Consider the following 12055-nt stretch of genomic DNA (forward strand, 5'->3'; position numbering starts at 1 on the left):
CTTTATGGGGCGCGGGGGGGTCAGATGCCGCTTCTGGTGATGAAATTCGGAGGCACTTCGGTTGCGGATCTTGACCGCATCGCGAATGCCGCCAAAAAAGTACAGCGCGAGGTTGAGCGCGGTTACGATGTGATCGTGATCGTTTCGGCGATGTCGGGCAAGACCAATGAGCTGGTGGGCTGGGTCGAAGGCACTTCCAAGCTCTATGACGCCCGCGAATATGACGCTGTCGTCGCCTCGGGTGAGAATGTGACCGCCGGTCTGATGGCGCTGCGTCTGCAGGAAATGGGGGTTCCGGCCCGCTCCTGGCAGGGCTGGCAGGTGCCGATCAACACCACTTCGGTGCATAGCTCGGCCCGGTTCGTCTCGATTCCGCGCGAAAATATGGATGCGAAATTCGCCGAGGGCTTTAAGGTTGCCGTGGTTGCGGGTTTCCAGGGCCTCAGCCCTGAGGGCCGCATCACCACGCTCGGCCGCGGTGGCTCGGATACCACGGCTGTCGCCTTTGCCGCTGCCTTTGAGGCAGAGCGCTGCGATATCTATACCGATGTCGATGGCGTCTATACCACCGATCCGCGCGTCAGCTCAAAAGCGCGCAAGCTTGATAAAATCGCCTTTGAAGAGATGCTGGAACTGTCATCGCTCGGGGCGAAAGTGTTGCAAACCCGTTCGGTCGAACTGGCGATGCGCTTTAAAGTGCGGCTGCGGGTGCTCTCCTCCTTTGAGGAAACCGACGAAAACTCCGGGACACTGGTCTGCGACGAGGAAGAAATCATGGAATCGAAAGTCGTTAACGGCGTTGCTTTCTCGCGCGAGGAAGCAAAGATCACCCTCTTCACCATCGAAGACCGCCCCGGTGTCGCCCAGGCGATCTTTGGGCCGCTGGCTGAGGCCGGGGTCAATGTCGATATGATCGTTCAGAATATTTCTGAAAAAGATTACGATGATGAGCATCCGGGCGCGGTCACCGATATGACCTTCTCCTGCCCGATCAACCAGGTCGAGCGTGCGAAGAAGGCCCTGGAGCAGGCTCAGGCCCGTGGCGAGATCAAATATGATGAGCTGATCATCGATACCGAAGTGGCCAAGGTTTCGGTCGTCGGCATCGGTATGCGCAGCCAGGTTGGTGTCGCGGCGCGGACCTTCGAGGCTCTGGCCGCCGAAGGCATCAATATCAAAGTGATCTCGACCTCTGAGATCAAAATCTCGGTGCTGATTGACCGTAAATATCTCGAACTGGCCGTGCAGGCGCTGCATGATGCTTTCGAGCTGGAAAAAGCCTGATCGGGCCCGGGATCTGAATAAAACGCCCCGTCAGTGACGGGGCGTTTTGCATTTCAGGGGGGGCGGGGCTGGCGGGATCAGGCCGCTTTGATGCCGCGCAGCCATTTCTTGAAACGGCGGAATAAGGAATGACGCCGGATATCAGCGCCGCGCCCCTCGCCGATATGGCGACAGGCTTCGGGCAGCAGATAGGCGACGAACATGCCTTTCGCGCGCAGATGCCGCGACAGATGGCGCTCTTTCTCAAAGCCGGAAAAACCGCCGAGGCTTTCCCAGAGCGCTTTCGGGGCCAGATGCGGGTTCAGCGTATAGCCGTGCCATTGCTCATGCAGATGCTCCATGCGCTGGAATGCCACGCCGTCGCGCTGATCGGTGGTGATCCTGGCCCGGTCCGCATCGGTCAGCGGAATATCTTGCGTGGCGCGCAGGCTGATCACTGAAATCTGCGGATCGGCGGCGAGCAGCTTCAGCGCATCGGCAAGAAAATCGGTGCGGGTAAAGCCCCAGTCATCCTCGCCATGCAGAATATAGGGGGTCTTCACCTCGGCATACATCGCATCAACCGCGCCGTGATGGCCGAGATGGCGGCCAGGATCGAGCAGCAGGCCCTCGGGGTAAAACTCACGGAAAACCGCATTGGTCTCTTCATCGCGGAAATCATTGATGGCGATGACGGGAAGCGGCGGCAGGCCGCGCAGGGTCTCCAGCGTCTGACGCAGCAGATCGGGACGGCGCCCGATGGTCAGGCACATGGTAATTTTATCTTGATACATAGCGCACCTCTCTACTGTGCTAGCGCTGTGGTACACTCCGGGCAAGACGGAAATCGGGCTTGCCTTTGCCAGTGGCATCCGCTGACAGATCGCTGCGATCTGCCCGAATTCCGGGCAAATCGTCCCGGATGCTGCATTGCGGCGCATCCTGGACGTTTCCCTCGGGCGCAGCCTGTGGTCTAAGGGGCGAAACACCTGTGAGAGAGGCCGCCCCGGACGATGAACGAGCGGAGCGAGAGCGAGAGCCGGCGGTTGTTGCGGCGGTTGCGTGATGACCTGGCTATGCCCGGCAAGGGGCAGGAGCGTCTGGATCGTATCACCCATCTGATTGCCGATTCGATGGCGACCGAGGTCTGCTCGATCTATCTGTTCCGCGATGCGGAGACGCTTGAGCTTTTCGCCACCGAGGGGCTGCGCAAAAGCGCGGTGCATAAGACCCGGATGCGGCTGGGCGAGGGGCTGGTGGGGCGCGTCGCGCGCACCGGCCTGCCGGTGAACACCGCCAATGCGCCTGCCGAAAAAGGCTTCCGTTTCATGCCGGAAACCGGCGAGGAGATTTACCCTTCTTTCATGGGCGTGCCGCTGCAGCGGGTGGGTGAGCGACTTGGGGTTCTGGTGGTGCAGTCGAAAGAGGCGCGGGTCTTCTCGGAAGATGAGCTGGACGCGCTGGAAGTGGTGGCCATGGTGCTGGCCGAAATGACCGAACTGGGGGTGTTTGCCGGTGATGACGGCACGGGCCGGCCGCTGCATCGTCAGTCGCTGATGTTCCGGGGCAGCGCCGCCCAGGAGGGAGCGGCCGAAGGCAAGGTCTGGCTGCATGAGCCGCGGGTGGTGGTGACCAATCCGGTTGCCGATGATCCGCTGACCGAGATTGCCCGTATCCGCGAGGCCGTGGGCCAGCTGCGGATCTCGATTGATGATCTTCTGGCGGCCCAGCAGCTCGACAAAGAACAAAAGCAGGTGCTTGAGGCTTACCGCATGTTTGCCCATTCGCGCGGCTGGCTGCGGCGGATGGAAGAGGATATCGCGCTTGGCCTTTCGGCCGAGGCGGCGGTCGAGAAAGAGCAGTCTGCCGCCCGCGCCAGGCTTGAACAGGTGCCCGATGCCTATCTGCGCGAGCGGCTCCAGGATCTCGATGATCTCTCGAACCGGCTTTTGCGCATTCTGACCGGCCAGGGCACCGATACCGGCTCGGCTCTGCCCGAGAACCCGATTCTGATCGCGCGCAATATCGGCCCGGCGGAACTGCTGGAATATGGCCGCCGCCTGAAGGGCGTGGTGCTGGAGGAGGGCTCGGTTGGCAGCCATGCCGCGATTGTGGCCCGGGCGCTGGCGATCCCGCTGGTGATCCATACCGAACGCATCGCCTCTGAGGCGCTGAACGGCGATCATATCCTGGTCGATGGCGATCAGGGCATCGTGCATCTGCGGCCCGAGGAAACCGTGGCCCGCGCTTTCCGCGATAAAATCGCCATGCAGGCCGAGGCTCAGAAGCGCTATGCCTCGCTGAAGGGGCTACCGGCGCAGTCGAAATGCGGCCGCACCATCGCTTTGCATATGAATGCCGGGCTGATGGCGGATCTGCCCAGCCTCGAGGGCTCGGGGGCCGAGGGCGTCGGGCTGTTTCGCACCGAGCTGCAGTTTCTGATCCGCAATAAAATGCCGAAACGGGCCGAGCTGGCCTCGCTTTACAGCCGGGTGATGGAAGCGGCAAAGGGCCGCCGTGTTGCCTTCCGCACCCTTGATATCGGCTCGGATAAAGTCCTGCCCTATATGAAGCCCAATGATGAGCCGAACCCGGCGATGGGCTGGCGGGCGATCCGGGTCGGGCTGGACAAGCCGGGCGTGCTGCGGATGCAGGTCCAGGCCCTGCTGCGCGCCACCAATGGCCGGCCGCTGACCATCATGTTCCCCTTCATCGCCGAGCACCGCGAATTCATCGAGGCGCGGGCGCTGGTGCTGCGCGAGATCCATCGCGAGAAATCGCTCGGCCATGCCATCCCGTCGCAGCTCGAGATCGGGGCGATGTGCGAGACGCCCTCGCTCGCCTATGCGCCCCAGGCCTTTTTTGAGGCGACGGATTTCATCTCGGTTGGCGGCAATGATCTGAAACAGTTCTTCTTCGCCGCCGACCGCGAGAATGAGCGGGTGCGCCGGCGCTATGATACGCTGAACCTCAGTTTCCTCAGTTTCCTTGAGGTGATCGTGGCCCGCTGCGCCGGGGCCGGGACAAAGCTCTCCTTCTGCGGAGAGGATGCCGGACGCCCGATTGAGGCCCTGGTTCTGGCCGCGCTGGGCTTTGACACGCTCTCGATGCGCCCGGCCTCGATCGGTCCGGTGAAAGCGCTGATCCGGCGCGTTGATCTTGAGGCGGTGCGCGGTGTGATCGAGGCGGCGCGGGCGGCGGGCGAGGACAGCGCCCGGGCGCGGCTGATGGCCTATCTGGCAGAGCTGCCCGAATAGGTGCCGCGCGGGCCCGGGCTGGTTTCATCTGTCCTTAAATATCCCCGCCGGAGGCCCTGACTGCGCGGCCCCCGGCCGCATCGCTGCGGCGGCGGGCCGCGGCAGGCAGGCTTGCGCATCGCTGCGGCGGCGGGCCGCGGCAGGCAGGCTTGCGCATCGCTGCGGCGGCGGGCCGCGGCAGGCAGGCTTGAAGCGGCGGCTCGCCCGGCCTAGGGTCGCCCGCGTCACGAAGGATAGGCGAGATGGCCGGTAAACGCAGCATTTTCGAAGAAGTCGCGGCGCAGCCGCAGAAACAGGCCCTGCCTGCAGGCGGTATGATTGAGCAGGGCGCGCGTGGTGCAAGGCCCGCGATCCGGATCTGGCTGGCGCTGCTGTTTCTGATGGTGGCCGCGATGATCATCATCGGCGGTCTCACCCGTCTGACCGGCTCGGGCCTGTCGATCACCGAATGGCGCCCGCTCACCGGGGCGATCCCGCCGATGAATGCGGCGGACTGGGCGGCTGAATTCACCAAATATCAGCAGATTGCCCAGTTCCAGCTGACCAATGCCACGATGACGGTCGAAGAGTTCAAACTGATCTACTGGTGGGAATGGGGTCATCGTCAGCTGGGGCGTGCGGTCGGGCTGATCTGGGCACTGGGCTTTGTCTATTTCCTGATCCGCCGGCAGATTCCGGCAGGCTGGACCGGACGCCTCTTGCTGGTCGGCGGGCTGGGGGGGCTGCAGGGGGCGATTGGCTGGTGGATGGTCTATTCCGGCGTCGACAGCCTGCGGATCTCGGTCGCGCCCTATCGGCTGGCGACGCATCTGGGCCTGGCTTTCATCATCCTTGGCTTCCTCGGCTGGTATGTTCTTCTGCTCTCGCGCAGCGAGGCGCAGCTGATGACCGCGCGCCGTGGCCGCGAGGCGAAGCTGTTCTCGATGTCGACCGGGCTGATGCATTTCGCCTTCCTGCAGATCCTGCTTGGCGCCCTGGTGGCGGGGACGGATGCCGGTACGGCCTTCCCGACCTGGCCGCTGATGAACGGCAGTTTCATCCCCTCGGATATTTTCTACGTTACCGATCTGGACGGCAATGTGCTGCCAGCCTGGCATGCTTTCTTTGAAGGCCAGGGCATGACCCAGTTCATGCACCGTATGGCGGGCTATCTGCTGATCAGTTTTGGGCTGGTGGTCTGGTTGCGCGGCCGCAAATCGGTCTACCGTGAAACCCGTCAGGCCTTCCATGCCGTGATGATCATGCTGGTGCTGCAGATGCTGCTCGGTATCTATTCGGCGCTGACGCTGGCGCAGCTGCATGTGGCGATCACCCATCAGCTCGGGGCAATTCTGCTCTGGGTGCTGATCCTGCGCGCGCGCTATCTTTCCCAGTATCCGATCGCTGGCTCTATCCGCAAAGGAACCGCCTGATGACTGAGACTGCTGCTGCTGCCTGTGAGGCCCTTTTGAGCCATGCCCGCGAGACTGCGGCGCTGGAACAGGTCGCCGGCCGGCTGGGCTGGGACCAGGAAACCATGATGCCGCGCGGCGCGGCGCATCAGCGCGGCGAGGAAATGGCGGCTATGGAGGGCGTGCTGCACGCCCGCCGCACCGATCCCCGCCTCGGTGACTGGCTGGATGCGGCAGACCCGCAGGATGCAGCCGGTAAGGCCCAGCTGGCAAAGATCCGGCGCGGCTATGAGCGGGCGCAGAAAGTGCCCGCTGCCCTCGCCCAGGAGATCGCCCGGGTGACTTCGGTCTCGCAGGGCATCTGGGCCGAGGCACGCTCGCGTGACGATGTGGCTGCCTTTCTGCCGACCCTTGCCGAAGTGGTGCGGCTGAAACGCGAGGAGGGGGCAGCCCTCGCCGCGGGCGGCGATCTCTATGATGCACTGCTTGATGATTACGAGCCCGGTATGACCGGCGCCGGGATTGAGGGCATGTTCGCCGCGCTGCGGCCGCGCCTTGTGTCCTTGCGCGAGAAAATCCTCGGCTCCTCGCGCGTGGTTGCGCCGCTGGAGGGGCTGTTTACCGCCGAGACCCAGCTGCGCCTCTCGCGCCGGCTGGCGGCGGTATTCGGCTATGATTTTGAGCGCGGCCGGATGGATCTGGCGGTGCATCCGTTCTGCTCGGGCTCGGGCCAGGATGTCCGCATCACCACCCGGGTGACCGAATCTGATCCCTTCAACTGCTTCTATTCGGTGATCCATGAGACCGGCCATGCTGCCTATGAGCAGGGCGTGGATCCCGATTATCTGCTGACGCCGATCGGCGGCGGCGTCTCGATGGGGGTGCATGAGAGCCAGAGCCGGATCTGCGAGAATCAGCTTGGCCGCTCGCGTGCCTTCACCGCCTGGCTGCATGGCCAGATGCGCGAAAGTTTTGGCGAATTCGGCATTGCCGAGGCCGAGCATTTCTATGCTACGGTGAACCGCGTCGCCCCGGGCTATATCCGCACCGAAGCCGATGAGGTGCATTACAATCTGCATATCATGCTGCGTTTTGATCTGGAGCGGGCGCTGATGCGCGGCGATCTGGCGGTCGGCGATCTGGAGGCAGCCTGGAATGACCGCTTTGCCGCCGATTTCGGGGTGAAGGTCGACCGGCCCTCAAACGGGGTCTTGCAGGATGTGCACTGGTCGATTGGTCTCTTTGGCTATTTCCCGACCTATAGCCTCGGCAATCTCTATGCCGGCTGTCTGCATCAGGCGCTGCGTCGCGATCTGCCCGATCTGGATCAGGATCTGCAGGCAGGCGATCTGAACCGCGCCAATGACTGGCTGCGCGACGGGCTGCGCCGGCATGGCGGTCTTTATGCGCCTGCCGAAACCATCGAACGGGCCTGCGGCTTTGCCCCTTCGGCCGAGCCTTTGCTGAGCTATCTCGAAAATAAATACGGCGGCATTTACGGCTTCTGATCCGGCGGCAGGCCAGAGCAGACTGCGCTGAACAGGCGCCCGGCAGCGGGCGCCTGTTTTTTGATCCGGTGCTATGGTCTCAGCGCGCAGGTGGGGCTGATCCGCGCCTCAGCGAGGCGCAGCCCGGTCGGCGCGGATGTCAAAGGCGCCGCCGGTCTGATGGCTGCGCCCGGTCACGGCTTTGCGACCCAGAAGCGGGAAGACCAGCTCGGCAAAGCGGATCGATTCCTCGAGATGCGGATAGCCCGACAGCACGAAAGTATCGACACCAAGCGCCTGATATTCGCGCAGCCGCTCGGTGATCTGTTCCGGATTGCCGACCAGTGCCGTGCCCGCGCCGCCGCGCACGAGGCCGACACCGGCCCAGAGGTTCGGCCCGACCACCAGCCGGTCACGCCGCCCGCCATGCAAAGCGGCCATACGCGCCTGGCCGACGCTGTCCATTTTTGCCTGCAGCGCCTGACCCGCGGCAATATCCTCATCGCTCAGATGCGAGATCAGCCGCTCTGCCTCGGACCAGGCCTCGGCCTCGGTCTCGCGGGCAATCACATGCAGACGCACACCAAAGCGCAGGCTCCGGCCCAGGGCTGCGGCCCGTGCCCGGACATCTGCGATCTTTTTGCCCACGGCCTCGGGCGGTTCGCCCCAGGTCAGATAGGCATCGACATGTTTTGCCGCCAGATCATGCGCCGCCGCAGAAGAGCCGCCGAAATAGAGCGGCGGATAGGGACGCTGCACCGGGGCATGATAATTTTTCGCTCCCTCAACCCGGATATGTTTGCCCTCAAAGCTGACCGGCTCACCGGTGGCGAGGATCCGGCGCCAGACGGTCAGAAATTCATCTGCCGCCTCATACCGCTGATCATGCGTATAAAAGACCCCATCCGCCGCCAGTTCTGTGGCATCGCCGCCCGGCACCACATTCAGCAACAGCCGCCCGCCGAGTGCCTGATCCAGCGTTGCCGCCTGGCGCGCCGAAGCCGTCGGCCCCATGATAGAGGTCCGCAAAGCCACCAGCAGTCTGATGCGTTTCGTCTCGGTGATCAGGCTGGCAGCGGTGATCCATGGGTCCTGGCAGCTGGCCCCGGTCGGGATCAGCAACCCGTCATAGCCCAGCCGGTCCGCATTCACCGCGATCTGACGGATATAGTCATTATCGGGGGCGCGGGCAAAATCTGATTGTCCCAGATAGCGGGTATCGCCGGAGGTGGGCAGGAACCAGAAAATCTCGGGCGGGGGCAGGTCGGCGGATGCAGTCATCGGCTGTACTTTCAGGCAGATGCGCAGGGGCTGCGCTGGCGGAAGCGGTCAGAATGCCCGCATCCTCTCAGCCAGAAGTTTATCCCCGAGCCCCTGCCTGCGGCCATTCCAAAGCCAGGGGCCGGGGCGGATCAGCCCAACCGGAGCGGGCCCCTGCGGGAGAATGTCATTCTCTGCGCACCTGCGGCCCGCGCGCTCTGTCGGCCTTCCCCTGGCTGAAACATCCCTGCCAGGGCGCTTTTCCCCTGTGCTGAGCCGCTGCCTCAATCGCCCAGCCTGGCATGGACCTCGTCCAGATCCACCTCGCCCTTTGGCAGTTTATTACCGGGGTTTTCAAAGTCGTATTTAAACAGCTGGAAATCACGCTTGTAGATTTCCCAGACCAGATGCTTTGACAGATCGTCGAAATAATCCTCAACCGGATGCAGCCGCTTCGGGCCATGCCCCTCGCTTTCGTTAAAGCGCGGGATGGTATTCAGATCGACGGGATGTCTGACTTCGATAGTGTCGAGCACCTTCTGCATCCCCTCATTGAACTTTTCGGTATAGAAGATCTGGTCGTAGCGCCCGCCATTGACGATGAAGGTCGAGATATGACCCGACATGGCCGACCAGTGAATATCCGGCTCCATCGGTTTTTTGAACCGGATGGTATCGCGGGCGAACAGCAGAAAGCGACGGAAGCTGCGGATCTGGTCAAATTCCTGTCTGCCATCCTCGCCGCCGACCTCAATGCCGTATTTCTGGATCAGCAGCGGCACCAGATTGCCGCGATAGCGCCGGCCATTGCGCTGGATGCCGCAGATTTTGTCAAAGAATGACGACAGGATCCGGGTATAGGGATTGCGCACGCAGGTGAAGGCATAGCTCTGATGCGCTTTCACATTGCGCTCAATCAGCGGCTGGCTCTGCTCCTGGGCCCATTTATGCAGCCCTGCGGTGCTGTCATGAATATCGCCGTCAAAAAACCGGCCATGATCCGAATAATACAGGATCTGACCGATGGTCGAGCAGGCACATTTCGGCACCACGCGGTAGACCACGCTTTCGCTTTCCGTCATCCAGGTGCCGGGAAATCCCATTCTGCCGCCCCTTACCACTGCCGGGCCGGATCTGCCCGGGCCAGATTGCTGTACCGGGCGAAAAAAGCAAAGAAATCCGGCTATTTCAAGGAGGCACAGGGGCTTTTCCCGGCAGGCATTTCCGGCGCTGACAGGACTGGCGAGCGGCATTTTCATCTGCCATACCTTAGGGGGCGGCCCGCAGGGCCGGGGCGGGCATCGGGATGACAGCCGGATCAGCGCAGGCTACGAAAGGAAAGCATGGCGAAAATTGCCTATATTCTGCTGTGCCATAAAGATCCGGCGGGGATCATTGCCCAGGCAAACCGCCTGACGGCGGCCGGGGATTGCCTGTCGATCCATTTTGACGCCCGCGCCAGTGCTGCAGATTACCGTCAGATCTTTGAGGCGCTGAAAGATAATCCTGCGGTGGTTTTCGCTAGGCGGCGACAGAAATGTGGCTGGGGCGAATGGAGCCTGGTTGAGGCCACGCTTGAGGCCCTGAAGGCCGCGGTCGGGGCCTTCCCGCGTGCCACGCATTTTTACATGCTGTCCGGGGACTGCATGCCGATCAAATCGGCAGAATACGCCTGGGCCTTTGTTGAGCGCGAAGATGTTGATTACATTGAAAGCTTTGATTTCTTCCGCTCGGACTGGATCAGGACCGGTATTCGCGAAGAGCGGCTGATCTACCGGCATTTCTTTAATGAGCGCAGCCAGAAGAAATGGTTCTACCGCTCGCTGGCCTGGCAGCAGCGGCTGGGGCTGAAGCGGAAAGTGCCGGCGGATCTGGCGATGCAGATTGGCAGCCAGTGGTGGTGCCTGCGCCGGCGCAGCGTGGAAAGCCTGCTCGACTTCATCGCGCGCCGCCGCGATGTGCTGCGCTTTTTTCGCCGGAGCTGGATCCCGGATGAGACCTTTTTCCAGACCCTGATCCGCCATCTGGTGCCTGACAGCGAAATCCGCTCGCGCACGCTGACCTTCCTGATCTTCACTGATTACGGCATGCCGGTGAGCTTCCATAATGATCATTACGCGCTGCTTTTGGGCCAGGATTACCTCTTTGCCCGTAAGATCAGCCCCGATGCACTCAGCCTGAAACAGCGGCTGGGCGAGCTTTACACGCGACGCGGTCAGCGGTTTCAGATTTCGGATGAGGGGCGCAATCTGTTTCGCTTTGTCACCGGGCGGGGGCGGATCGGCCGGCGCTATGCGCCGCGCTTCTGGGAGAATGATGCCAGCCTCGGGCGGGAGCGGCTGCTGCTGATGGTGACCTGCCGCAAATGGCATGTCGCCAAACGGCTGAGCGCGCGCATCCGCAATGTGACCGGGCTGCATTGCGTCGATTATCTGTTCAATGAAGACCAGACCGCGCTGCCCGATCTGGGCGGCATTCAGACCACGCTGGAAAAGCGTACCCGGCATCGCCGGGCCCTGGTCAGGATGCTCTATGATTACTGGCAGACCGATCGGATGCTGTTCTGCATTGATCCGGCCTCGGTCGAGCTGATGCAGGATTTCTACAAGGATAAAGCCGAGGTGCGGCTGCTGGAGATTGAATGCGCCTTCAGCGATCAGGATCTGATCGGCCATGCCCGGCGCACCGGCCTTGCCGGTCACGCCACGGCACCCGAGGTGATGGATCAGCTGCTGCAGACCATCCGCTATGATCTGGCCTTTGAAAGCGAGCAGATCCGCGAATGTGATTTTCCTGGCTACACCCGGATGTCAGAGCGACAGTCTGAGGCTGCCAATGCGCGCGCGCTCGCGGATTTCCTCGACATTCCGCTTGGCCAGGCGCTGAACATCGTCTCGACAAGCCATCTTTTTACCGACTGACGCGCGCCCCGCGTCGCAGATCTGACAGGAGCCGACCATGGCCTGGACTTACGACCCGCAGAATATCTTCGCCCGCATCCTGCGCGGCGAGATCCCGAATAAGACCGTGGCCGAGACCGCGCATACCCTGGTGTTCCATGACATCGCGCCACATGCGCCGGTGCATGTGCTGGCGATCCCGAAGGGCGCCTATGTGAATTACGATCATTTCGCGGCTGAGGCCTCGGAGGCCGAGATCGTAGATTTCCACCGCACCACGGCCAAAGTGATTGCCGATCTGGGCCTGTCCGGCCCCGAGGGCTACCGCGCCATTACCAATGCCGGCACCTCGGGCATGCAGGAAGTGCCGCATTACCATCTGCATATTCTGGGCGGCCGGGTGCTGGGCCGTCTGGTCGATAAGGCCTGAGTGCCGCAGCGGCCCCGGCTTCACGGCACGGCTGCCCCGCGCCGCGCTTTGCAGCGGCTGCGGCAAG

At 62.5% G+C, this 12055-nt stretch carries 9 protein-coding genes; 6 read left to right on the forward strand and 3 right to left on the reverse strand.

Going from position 1 to position 12055, the window contains the following annotated elements:
* The first annotated feature begins 24 nt into the window (after window positions 1-24).
* On the forward strand, window positions 25-1284 hold the full coding sequence (locus tag H0485_RS09015; RefSeq protein WP_226935044.1) for an aspartate kinase: 1260 nt from the start codon (window positions 25-27) through the stop codon (window positions 1282-1284).
* A 77-nt stretch (window positions 1285-1361) separates the two neighbouring features.
* Here the strand turns inward: H0485_RS09015 and H0485_RS09020 are convergent, their stop codons facing one another.
* Complete coding sequence (locus H0485_RS09020) at window positions 1362-2057, reverse strand: hypothetical protein (RefSeq protein WP_226935045.1); 696 nt, start codon at window positions 2055-2057, stop codon at window positions 1362-1364.
* Between the two features lie 219 nt (window positions 2058-2276).
* Here H0485_RS09020 and ptsP point away from each other — a divergent pair, with 219 nt between their 5' ends.
* The 3 genes from ptsP (at window position 2277) to H0485_RS09035 (ending at window position 7419) form a co-directional block, all read left to right on the forward strand.
* Window positions 2277-4520: a phosphoenolpyruvate--protein phosphotransferase gene (gene ptsP / locus H0485_RS09025; protein ID WP_226935046.1), complete on the forward strand. Its 2244-nt coding sequence runs from the start codon at window positions 2277-2279 to the stop codon at window positions 4518-4520.
* Window positions 4521-4762: 242 nt separating this feature from the next.
* Window positions 4763-5932: a heme A synthase gene (gene ctaA, locus H0485_RS09030; protein ID WP_226935047.1), complete on the forward strand. Its 1170-nt coding sequence runs from the start codon at window positions 4763-4765 to the stop codon at window positions 5930-5932.
* Window positions 5932-7419, forward strand: coding sequence for a carboxypeptidase M32 (locus H0485_RS09035; protein WP_226935048.1), 1488 nt, complete (start codon window positions 5932-5934; stop codon window positions 7417-7419). The genes ctaA and H0485_RS09035 overlap by 1 nt, the downstream gene beginning before the upstream one ends.
* Window positions 7420-7527: 108 nt before the next feature.
* On the opposite strand, the gene ssuD is transcribed toward H0485_RS09035, so the two are convergent.
* Both ssuD and H0485_RS09045 read right to left on the reverse strand, forming a co-directional pair.
* Window positions 7528-8679 (reverse strand): FMNH2-dependent alkanesulfonate monooxygenase, encoded by a 1152-nt coding sequence (ssuD, locus tag H0485_RS09040; RefSeq protein WP_226935049.1) that lies wholly within the window; start codon window positions 8677-8679, stop codon window positions 7528-7530.
* A gap of 263 nt (window positions 8680-8942) precedes the next feature.
* Window positions 8943-9761, reverse strand: a complete 819-nt coding sequence (locus tag H0485_RS09045; RefSeq protein WP_226935050.1) for a sulfotransferase family protein — start codon at window positions 9759-9761, stop codon at window positions 8943-8945.
* A 240-nt stretch (window positions 9762-10001) separates the two neighbouring features.
* Between H0485_RS09045 and H0485_RS09050 the strand changes: the two genes are divergently transcribed.
* Together H0485_RS09050 and H0485_RS09055 are read left to right on the forward strand one after the other, a co-directional pair.
* Window positions 10002-11579: a DUF5928 domain-containing protein gene (locus H0485_RS09050; protein ID WP_226935051.1), complete on the forward strand. Its 1578-nt coding sequence runs from the start codon at window positions 10002-10004 to the stop codon at window positions 11577-11579.
* Between the two features lie 37 nt (window positions 11580-11616).
* The gene (locus H0485_RS09055) at window positions 11617-11988 is read left to right on the forward strand and encodes an HIT domain-containing protein (protein ID WP_226935052.1); all 372 of its coding nucleotides are present in this window, start codon (window positions 11617-11619) and stop codon (window positions 11986-11988) included.
* Window positions 11989-12055 lie beyond the last annotated feature (67 nt).

The organism is Pseudogemmobacter faecipullorum (assembly GCF_020539525.1).
GTDB classification, from domain to species: domain Bacteria; phylum Pseudomonadota; class Alphaproteobacteria; order Rhodobacterales; family Rhodobacteraceae; genus Pseudogemmobacter; species Pseudogemmobacter faecipullorum.

What these genes read in the sequence shown, in the direction of transcription:
- H0485_RS09015 (WP_226935044.1), top strand. Translation starts at nt 25, where the DNA reads ATGCCGCTTCTGGTGATGAAATTCGGAGGCACTTCGGTTGCGGATCTT.
- H0485_RS09020 (WP_226935045.1), bottom strand. Translation starts at nt 2,057, where the DNA reads ATGTATCAAGATAAAATTACCATGTGCCTGACCATCGGGCGCCGTCCC.
- ptsP (WP_226935046.1), top strand. Translation starts at nt 2,277, where the DNA reads ATGAACGAGCGGAGCGAGAGCGAGAGCCGGCGGTTGTTGCGGCGGTTG.
- ctaA (WP_226935047.1), top strand. Translation starts at nt 4,763, where the DNA reads ATGGCCGGTAAACGCAGCATTTTCGAAGAAGTCGCGGCGCAGCCGCAG.
- H0485_RS09035 (WP_226935048.1), top strand. Translation starts at nt 5,932, where the DNA reads ATGACTGAGACTGCTGCTGCTGCCTGTGAGGCCCTTTTGAGCCATGCC.
- ssuD (WP_226935049.1), bottom strand. Translation starts at nt 8,679, where the DNA reads ATGACTGCATCCGCCGACCTGCCCCCGCCCGAGATTTTCTGGTTCCTG.
- H0485_RS09045 (WP_226935050.1), bottom strand. Translation starts at nt 9,761, where the DNA reads ATGGGATTTCCCGGCACCTGGATGACGGAAAGCGAAAGCGTGGTCTAC.
- H0485_RS09050 (WP_226935051.1), top strand. Translation starts at nt 10,002, where the DNA reads ATGGCGAAAATTGCCTATATTCTGCTGTGCCATAAAGATCCGGCGGGG.
- H0485_RS09055 (WP_226935052.1), top strand. Translation starts at nt 11,617, where the DNA reads ATGGCCTGGACTTACGACCCGCAGAATATCTTCGCCCGCATCCTGCGC.